Genomic DNA, 15,213 nt, shown 5'->3' with positions numbered 1-15,213 from the left:
AAGGTAGGACCGCAGACCTGCGAGGGCGAGGGACCGCGCCGGACAGCGACGCATCGTGCCGCTGGGTAATCAGCTCGTGTCCGGTGTGAGGGCCACGGTGATTCTGGAGTTCGTGGTGGCCTGGGCCAGCCGCGTGGCGATCTCGGCAGTCGTCGCGACCACGATCAGTGCGCCGGAGCTCGTCGTACGCGGGGTTGGCAGGGCGATGACGCGAACCGCTCGGGCGAGAAGGCTTGCGGCGTCGGCCGCCGTGCTGGTCGCGGCGTACAGGTTGACGTGGTCGCCGACGCGGAGGAGTGCGCTGATGTCGGCGTCGTCGATGCGGAACGGATAAGCGAGCGATCCGGCCGGCACTGCGGGAGGAGCCAGGAAGCGGGCATCGGTGAGTGGCTCGCCGGATCGGACCGGGCCGCTCAGCACGCGGGCGGTCAGATCGGCGCCGGGTCTGAGGACGCCGTCGGGCACCGAGCCCGGAGGGAGGTCGACGGTCCGGAGATCGGCGGCCGCGGGCACAGCCCCGCCCGCCAGGTCGCGCGCAGCGGCCAGCACGGCGACGGTCGGTGGAGGTGGCGGGGACAGGGCGACGAGACCGAAGTACACAGCGGCCGCGGCGGCGGCACCGGCCAGCAGCCGACGATGCCACCGGGCGGTCCGGAGCAGATCACGAAGGAAGGAAGGGGTTCTCATGCCAGAGAAAGTACGAGTTTCGCCGGCACCCGCCCCTCAGTTATCCACAGGCGGCGGAGGAGAAGGTCAGGCCGCGCTCGTACTGGTGCCCGAAGACGAGGACCCGCTGGAGGACGAGCCGCTCGACGAACCGTTCGACGACGAACCGTTCGACGAAGACTTCGAGGACGACGAGGAGGAGTCCGACGATGACGACGAGCCCGACGACGAGGACGACTCGGCCTTCGCCGGGACCGAGCTCTTGGCGGACGACCGGCTGTCGGTGCGGTAGAAGCCGGAACCCTTGAACACGACGCCCACGGCGTTGAAGACCTTGCGCAGCGTGCCCTGGCAGTTCGGGCACACGGTCAGCGCATCGTCTGTGAAGCTCTGGCGCACCTCGAGGGCCTCGCCACAGTCGGTGCACTGGTACTGGTACGTCGGCACGATTGGTCCCTTCAGGCCGCTGGCACTCCTACTACTCGACTGCTAATAATGCGCCAGCGGCCCGAAGTATTCCAACTCAAGCCCGCGGAACGGACTGTTCAGCCCTGACGCCGGACCGTGAAGTTCCAGCAGCCGGCGATCACGTTCCGCACCTGGACCGAGTCCACGGTCGCGTCCTCGAACAGTCGTTTGAGCTCCGTCTCGCCCGTCCCAGGCTCCGCGACGACTCCGTCCAGCATCTGGCCCGAGACGTCGTACGGGCGCAGCACCGCCTGCCGGTCCCGGAAGTCCAGCGGGAAGACATCCGCCGCCGGCACCGGACAGTCGGTCGTGTGCACGAACACCGGCCCGACCTCGGCGTACGGACCGCCGGCCGTCATCGGCCGGTGCGACACCAGGGCGATCTGGTCGCCGGCCCGCGCGAGCGTGAGGCGGCAGCGCAGCGGCTCGCCGCCGCCCGCGGTCCGGGAAACGACGGCGTTCCCGAAGTCGTCATGACCGTTGCAACGGATCCGGTCCAGCTCGGAAACCGGGACGGGGACGTACACCAACTCTGGGTTCATGTCCACAGAACGCAGAGCAACGCAAAGTTGTGAGGGACCCCATTTGGGGCGCGCCGGGGGATTCTCTACGGTTGGGTCCGTGCGTCGCCTGCTTCGAGTCGTCATCATCAGCGGAATCGCCCTCACCACCGTCCTCCTGGTGATCGCGGGAACCGTCGTTTTCGTCGTCCGCCACTCGTTCCCGTCGTACGACGGAACGATCGAGCTGTCCGGCCTGGACGGTGACGTCAACGTGGTCCGGGACGCGAACGGCATTCCGCAGATCTACGCCGACACCCCGGCCGACCTGTTCGCCGCGCAGGGCTACGTGCACGCACAGGACCGGTTCTTCGAGATGGACTTCCGCCGGCACGTCACCGCCGGCCGGCTGAGCGAACTGTTCGGCAAAGACGCACTCGAGACGGACAAGTTCGTCCGCACGCTCGGCTGGCGCCGGGTCGCCGAGAAGGAGCTGGGCCTGCTCAGCCCGACCACCCGGCAGTACCTCGACGACTACGCCCGCGGAGTGAACGCGTACCTGTCCACTCACAGCGGATCGGGCCTCAGCCTGGAGTACGCCGTCCTGTCACTCAAGGGCACCGACTACCACCCGGAGCCGTGGACCGCGGCGGACTCGCTGTCCTGGCTGAAGGCGATGGCGTGGGACCTCGGCGGCAACCTGGACGAGGAGATCACCCGGACCAAGCTGGTGGCGACGTTCCCGGCCCGCAACATCGAGAGCCTCTACCCGCAGTACCCGTACGACCGGAACCAGCCGATCATGACCAGCGGCGCGGTCGGCAAGGACGGCAAGTTCACCACCTCCCCGGTCACCGCAGACCGCGGGATGCTGTCGAAGGACTTCCTGAAGTCCCTCGACACCGTCCAGAAGGTCGCCAAGGGCCTACCTGAGCTGCTCGGCCAGGGAGACGGGATCGGATCGAACTCGTGGGTCGTCTCGGGCGATCACACCACCACCGGCAAGCCGCTGCTGGCCAACGACCCGCATCTGGGCGCGACCATGCCAGGCATCTGGACCCAGGTCGGTCTGCACTGCAACAGCCTCGGCAAGAGCTGCCCGTTCGACGTCTCCGGCTTCAGCTTCTCCGGTCTGCCCGGCGTGGTGATCGGCCACAACAACGCGATCTCCTGGGGCTTCACCAACCTCGACCCGGACGTCCAGGACCTGTATCTGGAGCGGATCGACGGCAACAAGGTCCTCTACAACAACAAGTGGCGCGCGATGGCGACGCGCGAGGAGACGTTCAAGGTGGCCGGCCAGGACGAGCCGGTGAAGATCACCGTCCGCGAGACCCGGCACGGTCCGCTCATCTCCGACGTCGGTGACGACGAGCGCCAGGTCGGTGAGGCGGCCGCCAAACAGGCGAAGTACCCGCAGGCGTACGGCGTCGCACTGCAGTGGACCGCGTTGAACCCGGGCCGCACCGCCGACGCGCTCTTCGCGATCGACCAGGCCCAGAACTGGACCGAGTTCCGCGCTGCCGCACGGCAGTTCCAGGTCCCCTCGCAGAACCTCGTGTACGCCGACACCGACGGGCACATCGGCTATCAGGCGCCCGGACTGATCCCGATCCGCAAGACCGGCCGGGGCGACTGGCCGGTGCCTGGCTGGGACCCGAAGTACTACTGGACCGGGTACATCCCGTTCGACGCGTTACCCAATGAGTTCGATCCACCGGACGGGATCATCGTCACCGCGAACCAGGCCGTCGTACCGCATGGGTACACCTACTACCTCACCAACGACTGGGACTACGGCTACCGGTCGCAGCAGATCCTGGACCGGATCAAGTCCGCCGGGAAGCTGGACGCGAACGCAATGGCGTCGATCCAGCTCGACACCAAGAACCGGGCTGCCGAGATGCTGGTGCCGTACCTGCTCCAGATCAGCATCGACGACGCGTTCGACAAGCAAGGCCAGGACACCCTGCGGAACTGGGACTTCACCCAGCCCGCCGACTCCGCGGCGGCGGCGTACTTCAACGTCGTCTGGCGCAACCTGCTCTCTCTCACCTTCCATGACCAGCTCCCCGAGGGCACCTGGCCGGACGGCGGCTCGCGCTGGTTCGAGGTGATCCACACGTTGCTCGGCCAGCCGAACAGCACCTGGTGGGACAACATCGGTACGCCGCAGCACGAGAACCGGGACGACATCCTGCGCGAGGCCCTGGTCGACGCACGGACCGAGATCACGCAGAAGATGGCTCGTGAGCCCGCCAACTGGCAGTGGGGCAAGCTGCACAAGCTCACGCTGACCAACCAGACGCTGGGCAAGTCCGGGATCGGTCTGATCGACAGACTGTTCAACCGCGGTCCGTACGAGCTCGGCGGCGGTACGTCGATCGTCGACGCGACCGCCTGGGACGCGTCCGAGGGCTACACGGTCACCGCGACTCCGTCGCTGCGGATGGTGGTCGACCTGTCCGACTTCGACAAGTCCCGCTGGGTGAACCTGACCGGTGTGTCCGGGCACGCGTTCTCGTCCAACTACATCGATCAGACCAAGCTGTGGGTTCGGGGCGAGACGCTGCCGTGGGCCTACACCAAGGGAGCGGTCGAGGCGGCCCGCAAGCACGCCCTGACGTTCACCAAGCCGGACCGCTAGCTAGATCACCACGCGGGTGTGTTGGCCTCGGCGAACAGCTCCTCCGGCCAGGTCCAGAGCGCCCGCTGGGTCAGCAGGATCGAGATGGTCTGTTCCGCCGGCGTGGTCGACCACAGCGTGCCCAGACCACCGGCCCAGCCGTACCGTCCACCACCGACGGACAGTCCGTAGCCCCAACCGGTCTCCGGTCCGAGGAAGTCGACGGCCGCCGCGCGCTGCGCCGGGGTGAGCTGATCGGTCGTCATCTCCGCAACAGCGGCCGGCGACAGCACGCTGTCTCCACCGGCGAGCAGCATCCGCGCGAAAGCGTGGAAGTCGTCGGCGGTAGAGATCAGCCCACCACTGGCGTCCGGGAACGGAGGCTCCGACAGCCATTGGCTGCCGAATGCTGTGTCGAGTACGTCGTTCCCGACGTACGCCGTCGTCAGCCGCGCCGGATCCGATGCGGTGAAGGCGGTGTCGTGCATCCCCAGTGGCTCGAAGATCCGCTCCCGCAGGAAATCCCCCAACGGCTGCCCGGTTGCCCGTGCGATCAGTACGCCGAGCACGTGCGAGCCGGTCGAGTACAGCCACCGTTCACCGGGCTGGAACTGCAGCGGCAGCGTCCCCAGCCGCCGCATCCACTCGTCGGGATGCAACGGCGTCCGCGGCACCGGCGGCCCGAACGTTCGCAGCTCCAGCTCCTCCTCACGCTGCCGGAGAGCCGGGTTGTCCGACTCGCCCACTCCGAGCCTGAACGTGAGCAGGTCTCGCAGCGTGATCGGCCGCGCCGCCCGGACCGTGTCATCGATCGGACCGTCGGGCTGCCGCAGTACGACCGGGTGCGCCAGCTCCGGCAGCAGGTCGTCGACAGGGGTGTCCATGGAGAGCCGGAGCTCGTCGACCAGGATCATGGCGGCCGCCGCGACGATCGGCTTGGTGAACGACGCGACCCGGAACAGGCTGTCCCGGTGCAGCTCCGGACCATCGAAGGCTGTCCTGCCGATGACCTCGACCCGCGTCTCGTCCCCGCGGCTCACCAAGGAGACGAGCCCGGCCAGGACCCCGTCATCGACGTATTTGCGCAGCATCAGCCCAGTCCACCAGCGAAGGGCACAGCACGCCACTGTCCGACAAACATCCGGATGCCGTCGGCCAGGGCCGGCATCTGTTGCACCAGTGGGGTGCACACCACGATCTGGAGCACCCGAGCCATGTCCATCACCCGCTGCACGCGCTCGTCGAGCTGTGGTCGTCCGAGCGCCGCCGCGGCCTCGCCGTACACCTTGCCGAGGTCCGGTCCGAACCCGGCCATGTCCCACTCGATCGGACCGAGCGTCGCGTCCTCGAAGTCGGCCCACAGCATGCCGCCCGCCGTCGGAATCACGTTGTACGCCGGTGCGTCGCCATGGATCGCCTGGATCGTCGCCGCCGGGAAGACCGCCTCGAACCCAGCCCTGCTCGTCAGCACCGGCCGCAGCACGTCCCACTCGGCCCGGGCCCGGTCCACGTCCTCCTGCTCGAGCAGACCCGGCACAGCCTCCAGAGTCGCGAGGCCAGATGGCACCGCGAGCAGTGGAGTCAGCCAGGGCAGTTCCTCCGGGTAGTCCGCGAGTACGGCGTGCAGCTCGGCGGCTCGGGTGGTCGCGGCGAGGTAGTCGACCTCCCCGGACTGCTCGACGTACTGCCAGAACGTCATCGAGAACCCATCTCGCTCCACCGGCTTCAGCGGCACGAGCGGGCTCGGCGCGACGACCGGATGGCCATTCGAGAGCAGCCACGCGGCCAGGTCCAGTTCGCGCTGCTGGCGTCGTTCGGCGACCTCGACGTCCGTCAGGTAGTCCGGGAGGTTCATCGGCACCCGAGCGACCACCGGGGACGGCTTGAGATGCACGACCACGGAGAACGCGTCGTACAGGACTGTCGGGTCGGTGACCGTCAGGCCGAGGTCACGTGCGGCTGTGGCTGCGGCTTGGACCGCGGTCTCAGTCATCCACTGATCCTCGCAGCGCGATCAAGTGATTTGGGGTGAGCGCTGCGTCCACCAGATGGTCGTGGGCGTCGGCCGGAAGCGCTTCGACGATCTCAGAGTCGTACACCGCGGCCCAGATCGGCGTACCGGGTCTCACGCGGGCGAGTGCCCGGTCGTAAGAGCCGCCGCCGCGTCCCAGCCGCACACCGTCGCGGGCGACGGCCAGCGCCGGGCAGATGACCAGATCGGCGGTGGCGATCGCGTCCGAGCCCAGATCGACCGGCGGCTCGGAGAGTCCCAGCCGGCCGGGCACCAGGTCGGCCGCACCCGGTGCTACGCCCCAGCCGAGGTCGTTGTCGGCGTACAAGATCGGCAGCAGCACCTCGTGGCCGGCTGCAAGCAACCAGTCGATCAGAGCGCCCGTCTGCGGCTCCGGACCCCTTGATACGTACAAAGCCACCCGGCGCGCGTCAGGCACGACCTGCTGGGCACTCCTCAGCAGATCCTCCGCATGGGACCGGGCCCCGCGGGCACTGAGCAAGTACTGCCGCGCCGCGGCCTTCGACTGGAACACACCCCGATCGTAGGAGCGTGACGCGCTTAACACTGTGATTGCCGGACGTCCCCTAGGGTTGGTGCATGAGTGAGGCAGGTCTGAGACAGGCGCAGGAGAAGATGCGTGCGGCCGGCGCTGCCGACGTCGCGATCCGCGTCTTCACGCACTATTACCGGCTGCTCGAGTCCGGTCAGCAGGGCACGATCCGCGAGGACGACATCGAGCCGGTCGGGGATCTGCCGCACCTGGACCGCCTGGACACCGACTCCGAGGCGATGCGGGCCGCGCTGGCCGAGACCGCGGTGATCAAGCTCAACGGCGGCCTCGGTACGTCGATGGGCGTCACCGGCCCCAAGTCCGCACTGCAGGTCAAGGACGGGCTGAGCTTCCTCGACATCATCGCTCGCCAGATCCTCAGCACGCGGCGGAAGTACGACGTACCGCTGCCGCTGGTGCTGATGAACTCGTTCCGCACCAAGGCGGAGTCCCTGCAGATCCTGAGCGAGTACGACGGTCTCGCGATCGACGGCCTGCCCTTGGACTTCCTGCAGAACATGGAGCCGAAGCTGCTCGCCGAAGACCTCACCCCGGCCGAGTGGGAGCCGGACCCGGAGCTGGCCTGGTGCCCGCCGGGCCACGGCGACCTGTTCACCGCGTTGGTTGCCTCCGGCACCCTCGACGCACTGCGGGAACACGGTTTCCGGCACGCGTTCATCTCGAATGCGGACAACCTCGGCGCAACCCCGGACCCCCGGATCGCGGCCTGGATGGCGGAGCACGACGTACCGTTCGGGATGGAGGTCTGCCGGCGGACCCGGTCCGACCGCAAGGGCGGCCACGTCGCGGTGCGCAAGTCCGACGGACGGCTGATGCTGCGGGACAGCGCGCAGGTCGCGGACCCGGATACGAAGTACTTCCAGGACATCACGCGGCACCGGACCTTCAACACCAACAACCTGTGGATCGACCTGGACCAGCTGGCCGAGCTGATGGACGGGCACGACGGCATCCTCGGGCTGCCGATCATCGTGAACCGCAAGACCGTCGACCCGGCCGACCCCACGTCACCCAAGGTGATCCAGCTGGAGACCGGGATGGGCACCGCGATCGAGACCTTCGAGGGCTCGCAGGCGGTGCTGGTCGACCGCAGCCGGTTCAAGCCGGTGAAGACGACGAACGACCTGCTCGTGCTGCGCTCGGACGTGTACGAGCTGGACGAGGCCGGCGATCTGACCACGACGCACGAGGGCGACGAGCCGTACGTCGACCTGGACCCGGAGTACTTCAAGATCCTGGCCGACTTCGACACGCGGTTCCCGGTCGGGCCGCCGTCGCTGGTCCGGGCCGACCGGCTCGAGGTGCGCGGTGACGTTGCCTTCGGCAAGGATGTGGTCATCGTCGGCGACGTGGAGCTGCAGGCGCCGGCGGGTGAGCGCCGGGAGATCCCGGACGGCGCCGTACTCGACGGCTGAACCGAGCCCTGGGGGAGTGAATGGACGACCTGCTGATCAGGCCGTTGGAGCCGTACGACACGGACGAGGCCGCTAAGGTGTGGTGGCGGTCGCGGCATGCGGATGGGACGCAGTTGCCGCCGGCGATCCACACCGCCGAGCAGGTGGCGACCTGGTTCGCCGAGGTGCTGCTGCCGGACTCACAGACCTGGATAGCGCTGGATGACGGGCGGATTGTCGCCGTACTGACCCTGGACGGCGACGACCTCGACCAGCTGTACGTCGACCCCGACGCGGCCGGCCACGGGGTCGGCTCGACCCTGGTCGACCTCGCCAAGGACCTCCGCCCCGGCGGTCTCGCCCTGTGGACCTTCCAGACCAACACCCGAGCCCAGTCCTTCTACCGCTCCCACGGCTTCACCGAAGTACGCCGCACCAACGGCGCCAGCAACGAAGAGCGCGCCCCCGACGTCCGCATGACCTGGGGCAACCACCCGGAAGCCCACGGATAGCGGACCGCCCGCACTCACCAACCTGGCCTCAAGCTCCGCGGCGCCGCCTGCATGAGCGCGAACCAACGAGTGCCGTCTCGGTTGGTGAGTGGCTGAAGTCCGGCACGAGTGGATTAGGGTCGGGCTCGTGAGACGGACTGTGGATGAGCATTTGGAGGTTGTGCTCGGGCGGGTGACGGCGCTGCCGGCGTTCGATCAGCCACTGATGGAGGCGCTGGGGCTGGTGCTCTGTGAGGACGTCGTCTCCGGGGTCAGCCTGCCGGGGTTCGACAACTCGGCCATGGACGGGTACGCCGTCCAGGCCGCGGACCTGGCCGGAGCGTCGCAGGACAACCCGATCACCCTGCCCGTCGTCGGAGAGTTCCGGGCCGGGCGGAGTGAGCCGATCGTGGTGACCCCCGGTACGTGCGTGCGGATCATGACCGGGGCGGAGATGCCGCGGGGCGCGGACAGCGTCGTACCGGTGGAGTGGACCGACGGCGGCACCGTGAACGTGCGGATCGCTCAGCAGCCCGCCGTCGGAGCGTCGGTGCGGCGCGCCGGTGAGGACGTGCACGCGGGGGACCAGGTTCTGGACCGTGACACCGTGCTCGGGCCGCGGCAGATCGCCGTACTCGCGGCTGTCGGTCGAGCCCGCGTGAAAGCGCGCCCCCGCCCCCGCGTGGTTGTGGTCTCGACCGGTGCGGAGCTGCGGGAGCCCGGAAGCCGGCTGGGCGAGGGACAGATCTACGACTCGAACAGCTACACCATGGCCGCGTGTGCACGGGACGCCGGCGCAGTGGTGTACCGCGTCGGCATCGTCGACGACGACCCGAAGCGGATCCTGGACACGCTGTCCGACCAGCTCGTCCGCGCCGACCTGGTGATCACCACCGGTGGCGTCAGCATGGGTGCGTACGACGTGGTCAAGGAGGAGCTCTCCAAGCTCGGCACGGTCGACTTCCCGCAGGTCGCGATGCAGCCGGGCAAGCCGCAGGGCTTCGGTGTGCTCGGTGAGGACGAGGTGCCGATCTTCACGCTGCCCGGCAACCCGGTGTCGGCGTACGTGTCCTTCGAGGTGTTCGTCCGGCCGGCGCTGCGCAAGCTGATGGGCCAGATGCCGTACCGGCGGACCACTGTGCGGGGGGTGACGCTGGACGGGTTCAGCTCGCCCGCGGGGCGGCGGCAGTTCGTCCGCGCCGCGGCCAGGTCCGGCGACGAGGGCTGGATGGCCAGTACAGTCGGCGGGCACGGCTCACACCTGCTCGGCGGGCTGAGCCGCGCGAACGCACTGATCGTGGTGCCCGAGGACGTGACGGCGGTCCGGGCCGGCGATCAGGTCGAGCTGTTGCTGCTGGACGAGGAGACCCGATGACGCAGGACCCGGGGCTGACCCATGTCGACGAGACCGGGGCGGCGCGGATGGTGGACGTGTCGGCCAAGGAGGCCGGCAGCCGCCGGGCTGTTGCCAGCGGCAAGGTTCTCGTCTCGGCCGAGGTGGTGACCGCGCTGCGCGGCGACGGCGTACCGAAAGGTGACGCGCTCGGCGTCTCTCGGATCGCCGGCATCATGGGCGCCAAGCGGACGCCCGATCTGGTCCCGCTCTGCCACCCGATCGCGATCACCGGCGCCAAGGTCGACCTCGAGGTCACCGACGACGCCGTCCTGATCCAGGCCCAGGTGAAGACCACCGACCGCACCGGTGTCGAGATGGAGGCGCTCACCGCCGTCGCGGTCGCCGGGCTCGCGGTCATCGACATGGTGAAGGCGATCGATCCGGCCGCCGTGCTGTCCGACGTACGCGTGGAACTCAAAGAGGGCGGGAAGACCGGCCACTGGGAGCGGCCGTGAGAGCCCTCGTGGTCAGTGTCTCGAACCGCGCGGCCGCGGGCGTCTACACCGACACCACCGGCCCACTGATCGCCGAACGCCTGACGTCGTGGGACTTCGAGGTGTCCGGCCCGCAGGTCGTGCCGGACGGTCCGCCCGTCGGTGACGCATTGCGTGCTGCGGTCGAGGCGTCGTACGACGTTGTGCTGACGACTGGTGGCACAGGGATCTCACCGACCGATGCGACGCCGGAGCAGACCGCTGCGGTGGTGGAGCGCGTTATCCCCGGTATTGCCGAAGCTATCCGGTCTTATGGCGTGGCTCAGGGTGTGCCGACTGCCGCACTGTCTCGTGGACTGGCCGGAGTGGCTGGTACGACGGTCATCGTGAACCTGCCCGGTTCACGCGGCGGCGTGAAGGACGGGCTCGCCGTACTGGAACCGTTGCTGCGGCACGCCGTCGAGCAGGTGCACGGCGGTGACCATGTCCGGACGGATACCGACTGATGGCGATCGTGCGCTGGCCCGTGGAGCTTCAGCACGGGCAGGTCGCGCTCCGACCGCTGCGTGCCGGCGACGGCGGTGAGTGGGCCGCAGCGCGCCAGCGCAACGTCAGTTGGCTGCGCCCGTGGGACGCGACCCAGCCGCCCGGTGCGGAGGACGGTGCGCGGACGTTCCGAGCCATGGCGCGCGACTGGAACCGCCAGGCGCGCTATGGCCGGATGCTGCCCTTCGTCATCACGTACGGCGCCGCAGCAGGTGCCGGTGCACGGGCGAAGTGGCCGCTGGTCGGGCAGTTGACGGTGTCCGGGATCACCTACGGCTCGGCCCGCTGGGCGAACCTCGGCTACTGGGTCGACGAGCAGTACGCCGGCCGCGGCATCGTGCCGACCGCGGTCGCGCTGGCCGCGGACCACTGCTGGTTCACCCTTGGCCTGCACAGGATCGAGGTCGCGATCCGGCCCGAGAACAAGGCGAGTCTGCGGGTGGTCGAGAAGCTCGGCTTCCGGTACGAGGGCGAGCGGCCGCGGTTCCTGCACATCGACGGCGACTGGCGCGACCACCGCATCTTCGCGCTGAACGTCGAGGAGGTCGGGCCCGGTCTCGTAGCGCGACTGCGATGATCACTCAGCGTCGCTATTCACATCAGTCACACGAGTCTTCTTGCGACACACCGACTCACGTACCCCATCTGGCCCTCGCCGCGCCTTAGCGTCGTCGCATGGGGACGACAGGGCTGATCTATGTGGCGATCGTCGCCGCGTGGGCCGCCTACCTCGTCCCGATGCTGCTGAAGCGGAACGACGAGGCGCGGCGCCGCCCGGTGTCGTCATCGGCCGACGCGCGGGTGCTGTCGCGTGACCCGTCGCGGCCGCGGTACGTCGTACGCCCGGCCGGTGCTGTGGACGACGCGACGCCGGCGGGTGATCTGCCGCCGCCCCCGACGCGGTACGTCCCCAATCGAGCCCGCCGGGTGGCCGCGATGCGCCGCCGGCGGGTGCTGTCGATCCTGACCCTTTCGCTCCTGTCGGTCGTTGCCCTGGCCGGTCTGGAGATGCTGCTGTGGTGGACGGTCGCGATTCCTGGCGCGTTGATCGTCGGGTTCGTCGTACTGACCCGGGTGCAGCTGCGGCGGCAGGCTCGCACGCGTGCTCGGTTGGCGGCCGAGCGGCGCGCCCGCTTGCAGGCTCGCCACGACCGCGGTCCGGCTGGGAAGCCCGCGCCTTCTCCGGATGAGGAGATGACGATCGAGGTCAAGCTCCCTGCGGTGCCTCAGGTGGCCAAGCCCGCGCCGCCCGCCGAGGGCCTGTGGGATCCGGTGCCGGTGACGCTCCCGACGTACGTGATGAAGGAGAAGGCTCCGGACCGCACCGTCCGCACCATCTCGCTGTCCGACGACGAGGTCTTCTCCTCCGCGCGTACGACGGATCCGGCCGAACGCGGGCCGCTCCCCGAGCTGGCGGAGAAGCCCGAGGAGCCCGAGGTCAAGCGCGCCGTCGGTGACTGAAACCCGCTCGACAACCTCGGTTTTAACCGGCGACCATGGGCGTGTTAGAGTTTCGCGGTCGCCAGGCAACTGGTGACCGACTCGGGGCTGTGGCGCAGTTGGTAGCGCGCTTCGTTCGCAACGAAGAGGCCAGGGGTTCGAATCCCCTCAGCTCCACGAAGTCGATGGGCGACTCGTGTCCGCGGAAAGCGCGGAGCGGGTCGCCTTCGTCGTGTTGTGCGGCTGCGCTTCGCTTGCCGCGAGCGGGGGCTCCGCCACCCGCACCCCCTGGCGCCGTCGCTTCGCTCGGCGGCTGTGGTTGCCCGCCGCGTCCGGTGGTGCCGTCGCTTCGCTCGGCTGCTGTGGTTGGCCGTCGCGTCCGGTGGTGCCGTCGTTTTGCTCGGCGGGGGATGGGACAGATGGGTGAGCTTGTTGCTAGGGGGGCGGGTTGGGGATCCGGAGGCGGGCCAGCAGGCCGATGTGGTCTGACAGGTAGGTGGGGCCGCTGGGAAGGGGGCGCTTGTCGGTGAGGAGAAGGGCGGTGTCGTCGACCCCGATCGTGTCGGTGACGAGGATGAAGTCGATGCAGTGCGGTTCGCTGCCTGGTGGGAGGTACTCAGCATGGAAGGTGGGTGGGCACTCGCCGTCGAACGCATCGCGCAGACCGGACCGTCGCCGGAGTTCGCGGTGCAGGGTGCTCGCCTGGGAGACGTTGAAGTCTCCGCACACCACCGTCGGTGAACTGTCGGCCGCGACTGCCTGCGCGAGCGCTGTGAACTGGTCGCGCTGCAGCTGACGGAATCGATTGTGTTCCGACCAGTCGCCGTCGGTGTTGGCCGTCGGGTGAATGTTCAGCACGCGGGCTCGGCTGTCGGCCAGCCGAACGGTGAGTACCCCGCTGTGGAAGGCGCTGACCCGGGCTCGAGCGGGTATGCCTGAGTGGCGCGACGACCTCGGAAGGCGTGCGTACGCCGTCCCGGCCAAGCGCAGCCGCGACAGCGTGACCAGGCCTCCGGCGGGGCCGGCCACCGACGGTCGATACGCCGCATGCGGGAAGGACGGCATCCCTTTCCGGAGGTGTGCCAGGTGGTGGTAGACGAACACCTCCTGCAGGCAGACCAGGTCGATGTCGCCGGCGTCGAACTCGGCCGCAATCGCGGCGAATCGCTCGGCTATGCGGGTGCCCTTCAGAGGGAGCCCGCGGGTATTGAGGGTGGCGACGATCAGCCGCGTAGTCATGGCCCGGCAGATCGTACCCCTGGTAGGCCGGGGCGGTCTGCGTCGCCTAGTGCCAACTGTTGGTGGGGATCAGGGCTTCGAAGTTTTGGGCGAGGATTTGTCTGTTGTTGCCTATGTCGGCGGCCAGGCATCCGTCGTTCAGGGTGAAGCCGAGGACCGGGTACCACTCTTTGTTGTTGGTTCTCAGGACGTAGTCCGGTTGGGGTGCGGGTGATGCCGAGACGGGGCGGCCCCATTGGGAGCTGGACAGGAGGGCCGCTGTTACGGCGGCGCGGGCCTCGTATTGGGCTGCGGAGGCTGTTGCGCGGGCGGTGACATCTGCGCGCACCATGATGGCGATGGCTAGTGCGACCGCTGAGGCCAGCAACGAGGCTGACACGGTGAAGGCGGCTCGCTGGACGATGTTCGCGGTGCCTTGTGCGCTGTCTGTGCCGACGCCGAAGCCCATCAGGCCGGTCAGGATCGCGCTGCCACCACCGATGGCGGCCACGATCGCGGGCCAGACCTTTCCCAGACTGGTCGCGCCGGCCGTGATGACCTGCAGGCTGGCCGGAGTGCCGAGCAGGGTGGCCGACTCGCCCTTCTTCTCCAGCAATCGCAGGTCGACCAGGAATTGTTGCACCGGGACGCTCAGGTCGTCGCCGTCCGCGTTGACGGCCTTTCCGGGCCACTGCACTTTCTCGTTGGACATCTGTTCCCCCCATGATCACTTTCGGTGATGGTGACACTCTGTAGCCACGGCGTCCAGAGCAGGCGAGAGGTCGGATCAGATCGTTACGTTGAGCGATGAGGCTCGGGGGCCTCGAAAGTCAGACCGGCTCACAGGACGAGGACTCGAGGTACGTGCCTGAGGCAAGGATCCACCTCGGCCGCTACCTGGCCAAGTAGGTGCCTGAGGCAAGGATCTGCGCCGGGGATGTCTCAAAGTGAGAATCGCCGCAGCTAATCTTGACTGATTCCAGAAAACCCGACAGACTGCGACACGTGCCGACGGTGGATGAGCTCCAGGAGCTGTTGCGTGGGGCCGCACTACGGGTGACCCGGCCGCGGGTGGCGGTGCTGACCGCGGTGTACGCGCATCCGCATGCGGACACGGACTCGATTATCGGTGCCGTGCGCAACGAATTGCCGGAGGTCTCGCACCAGGCCGTGTACGACTCGCTGCACACGTTGTCGGCGGCGGGCCTGGTCCGGCGGATCCAGCCGTTGGGCTCGGTGGCCCGGTACGAGTCGCGGGTGGGAGACAACCATCATCACGCCGTCTGCCGGTCGTGCGGTGCCATCGCCGATGTCGACTGTGCGGTCGGGCATGCGCCCTGCCTGACCGCGTCCGAGGACCACGGTTTCGTCATCGACGAGGCCGAGGTCATCTACTGGGGCCTGTGCTTCGACTGCGCACGCCGTACCTGACTTCCTTTGAAAACGTCC

General features: G+C 68.5%; 17 protein-coding genes and 1 tRNA gene. 10 read left to right on the top strand and 8 right to left on the bottom strand.

Features of this window, described 5'->3' with window-relative positions; all coding sequences use genetic code 11:
• Window positions 1–69: 69 nt before the first annotated feature.
• The 3 genes from ACXC9Q_RS14760 to ACXC9Q_RS14750 all read right to left on the bottom strand — a co-directional run bounded on the left by ACXC9Q_RS14760 (window position 70) and on the right by ACXC9Q_RS14750 (window position 1,676).
• Window positions 70–687, bottom strand: a complete 618-nt coding sequence (locus tag ACXC9Q_RS14760; RefSeq protein WP_457057069.1) for an SAF domain-containing protein — start codon at window positions 685–687, stop codon at window positions 70–72.
• A 66-nt stretch (window positions 688–753) separates the two neighbouring features.
• Complete coding sequence (locus ACXC9Q_RS14755) at window positions 754–1,113, bottom strand: FmdB family zinc ribbon protein (RefSeq protein WP_457057068.1); 360 nt, start codon at window positions 1,111–1,113, stop codon at window positions 754–756.
• A 98-nt stretch (window positions 1,114–1,211) separates the two neighbouring features.
• On the bottom strand, window positions 1,212–1,676 hold the full coding sequence (locus ACXC9Q_RS14750) for a DUF1203 domain-containing protein (protein WP_457057067.1): 465 nt from the start codon (window positions 1,674–1,676) through the stop codon (window positions 1,212–1,214).
• Between the two features lie 79 nt (window positions 1,677–1,755).
• On the opposite strand from ACXC9Q_RS14750, the gene ACXC9Q_RS14745 reads away from it, so the two are divergent.
• Window positions 1,756–4,281 carry a penicillin acylase family protein gene (locus tag ACXC9Q_RS14745; protein ID WP_457057066.1) on the top strand — a complete coding sequence of 842 codons (2,526 nt, stop codon included), beginning with the start codon at window positions 1,756–1,758 and terminating at the stop codon, window positions 4,279–4,281.
• A 5-nt stretch (window positions 4,282–4,286) separates the two neighbouring features.
• Here ACXC9Q_RS14745 and ACXC9Q_RS14740 read toward each other — a convergent pair whose 3' ends face one another.
• The 3 genes from ACXC9Q_RS14740 to ACXC9Q_RS14730 are packed head-to-tail and all read right to left on the bottom strand — an operon-like array spanning window position 4,287 to window position 6,806.
• On the bottom strand, window positions 4,287–5,351 hold the full coding sequence (locus ACXC9Q_RS14740; protein WP_457057065.1) for a serine hydrolase domain-containing protein: 1,065 nt from the start codon (window positions 5,349–5,351) through the stop codon (window positions 4,287–4,289).
• Complete coding sequence (locus ACXC9Q_RS14735) at window positions 5,351–6,253, bottom strand: aminoglycoside phosphotransferase family protein (RefSeq protein WP_457057064.1); 903 nt, start codon at window positions 6,251–6,253, stop codon at window positions 5,351–5,353. The genes ACXC9Q_RS14740 and ACXC9Q_RS14735 overlap by 1 nt, the downstream gene beginning before the upstream one ends.
• The gene (locus ACXC9Q_RS14730) at window positions 6,246–6,806 is read right to left on the bottom strand and encodes a 5-formyltetrahydrofolate cyclo-ligase (RefSeq protein ID WP_457057063.1); all 561 of its coding nucleotides are present in this window, start codon (window positions 6,804–6,806) and stop codon (window positions 6,246–6,248) included. The genes ACXC9Q_RS14735 and ACXC9Q_RS14730 overlap by 8 nt, the downstream gene beginning before the upstream one ends.
• Before the next feature lie 65 nt (window positions 6,807–6,871).
• Here ACXC9Q_RS14730 and ACXC9Q_RS14725 point away from each other — a divergent pair, with 65 nt between their 5' ends.
• The 8 genes from ACXC9Q_RS14725 (at window position 6,872) to ACXC9Q_RS14690 (ending at window position 12,723) form a co-directional block, all read left to right on the top strand.
• Complete coding sequence (locus ACXC9Q_RS14725; RefSeq protein ID WP_457057062.1) at window positions 6,872–8,260, top strand: UTP--glucose-1-phosphate uridylyltransferase; 1,389 nt, start codon at window positions 6,872–6,874, stop codon at window positions 8,258–8,260.
• Window positions 8,261–8,280: 20 nt separating this feature from the next.
• Window positions 8,281–8,751 (top strand): N-acetyltransferase family protein, encoded by a 471-nt coding sequence (locus tag ACXC9Q_RS14720; protein WP_457057061.1) that lies wholly within the window; start codon window positions 8,281–8,283, stop codon window positions 8,749–8,751.
• 127 nt (window positions 8,752–8,878) lie between these two features.
• Window positions 8,879–10,105: a molybdotransferase-like divisome protein Glp gene (glp, locus tag ACXC9Q_RS14715; protein WP_457057060.1), complete on the top strand. Its 1,227-nt coding sequence runs from the start codon at window positions 8,879–8,881 to the stop codon at window positions 10,103–10,105.
• On the top strand, window positions 10,102–10,581 hold the full coding sequence (gene moaC, locus ACXC9Q_RS14710; RefSeq protein WP_457057059.1) for a cyclic pyranopterin monophosphate synthase MoaC: 480 nt from the start codon (window positions 10,102–10,104) through the stop codon (window positions 10,579–10,581). The genes glp and moaC overlap by 4 nt, the downstream gene beginning before the upstream one ends.
• Window positions 10,578–11,066 (top strand): MogA/MoaB family molybdenum cofactor biosynthesis protein, encoded by a 489-nt coding sequence (locus tag ACXC9Q_RS14705; RefSeq protein ID WP_457057058.1) that lies wholly within the window; start codon window positions 10,578–10,580, stop codon window positions 11,064–11,066. Before moaC ends, ACXC9Q_RS14705 begins: the two co-directional genes overlap by 4 nt.
• Window positions 11,066–11,683 carry a GNAT family N-acetyltransferase gene (locus ACXC9Q_RS14700; RefSeq protein ID WP_457057057.1) on the top strand — a complete coding sequence of 206 codons (618 nt, stop codon included), beginning with the start codon at window positions 11,066–11,068 and terminating at the stop codon, window positions 11,681–11,683. The genes ACXC9Q_RS14705 and ACXC9Q_RS14700 overlap by 1 nt, the downstream gene beginning before the upstream one ends.
• A 98-nt stretch (window positions 11,684–11,781) precedes the next feature.
• Window positions 11,782–12,567 carry a divisome protein SepX/GlpR gene (gene sepX, locus ACXC9Q_RS14695; protein WP_457057056.1) on the top strand — a complete coding sequence of 262 codons (786 nt, stop codon included), beginning with the start codon at window positions 11,782–11,784 and terminating at the stop codon, window positions 12,565–12,567.
• Between the two features lie 83 nt (window positions 12,568–12,650).
• Window positions 12,651–12,723: transfer RNA gene (locus tag ACXC9Q_RS14690), tRNA-Ala, on the top strand.
• A 258-nt stretch (window positions 12,724–12,981) separates the two neighbouring features.
• On the opposite strand, the gene ACXC9Q_RS14685 is transcribed toward ACXC9Q_RS14690, so the two are convergent.
• Window positions 12,982–13,785: an endonuclease/exonuclease/phosphatase family protein gene (locus ACXC9Q_RS14685; protein ID WP_457057055.1), complete on the bottom strand. Its 804-nt coding sequence runs from the start codon at window positions 13,783–13,785 to the stop codon at window positions 12,982–12,984.
• Between the two features lie 46 nt (window positions 13,786–13,831).
• The gene (locus ACXC9Q_RS14680; RefSeq protein WP_457057054.1) at window positions 13,832–14,476 is read right to left on the bottom strand and encodes a hypothetical protein; all 645 of its coding nucleotides are present in this window, start codon (window positions 14,474–14,476) and stop codon (window positions 13,832–13,834) included.
• Between the two features lie 302 nt (window positions 14,477–14,778).
• Here ACXC9Q_RS14680 and ACXC9Q_RS14675 point away from each other — a divergent pair, with 302 nt between their 5' ends.
• Complete coding sequence (locus tag ACXC9Q_RS14675; RefSeq protein WP_442914187.1) at window positions 14,779–15,195, top strand: transcriptional repressor; 417 nt, start codon at window positions 14,779–14,781, stop codon at window positions 15,193–15,195.
• Window positions 15,196–15,213 lie beyond the last annotated feature (18 nt).

The organism is Kribbella sp. CWNU-51, assembly GCF_054073265.1.
This window is presented reverse-complemented; position numbering and strand designations above follow the sequence as displayed.

Bases quoted from the DNA above. Each gene is read 5' to 3' on its own strand.
- ACXC9Q_RS14700 (WP_457057057.1), top strand. From the start codon at position 11,066: ATGGCGATCGTGCGCTGGCCCGTGGAGCTTCAGCACGGGCAGGTCGCG.
- ACXC9Q_RS14735 (WP_457057064.1), bottom strand. From the start codon at position 6,253: ATGACTGAGACCGCGGTCCAAGCCGCAGCCACAGCCGCACGTGACCTC.
- ACXC9Q_RS14760 (WP_457057069.1), bottom strand. From the start codon at position 687: ATGAGAACCCCTTCCTTCCTTCGTGATCTGCTCCGGACCGCCCGGTGG.
- sepX (WP_457057056.1), top strand. From the start codon at position 11,782: ATGGGGACGACAGGGCTGATCTATGTGGCGATCGTCGCCGCGTGGGCC.
- ACXC9Q_RS14725 (WP_457057062.1), top strand. From the start codon at position 6,872: ATGAGTGAGGCAGGTCTGAGACAGGCGCAGGAGAAGATGCGTGCGGCC.
- ACXC9Q_RS14680 (WP_457057054.1), bottom strand. From the start codon at position 14,476: ATGTCCAACGAGAAAGTGCAGTGGCCCGGAAAGGCCGTCAACGCGGAC.
- moaC (WP_457057059.1), top strand. From the start codon at position 10,102: ATGACGCAGGACCCGGGGCTGACCCATGTCGACGAGACCGGGGCGGCG.
- ACXC9Q_RS14685 (WP_457057055.1), bottom strand. From the start codon at position 13,785: ATGACTACGCGGCTGATCGTCGCCACCCTCAATACCCGCGGGCTCCCT.
- ACXC9Q_RS14750 (WP_457057067.1), bottom strand. From the start codon at position 1,676: ATGAACCCAGAGTTGGTGTACGTCCCCGTCCCGGTTTCCGAGCTGGAC.
- ACXC9Q_RS14740 (WP_457057065.1), bottom strand. From the start codon at position 5,351: ATGCTGCGCAAATACGTCGATGACGGGGTCCTGGCCGGGCTCGTCTCC.
- ACXC9Q_RS14720 (WP_457057061.1), top strand. From the start codon at position 8,281: ATGGACGACCTGCTGATCAGGCCGTTGGAGCCGTACGACACGGACGAG.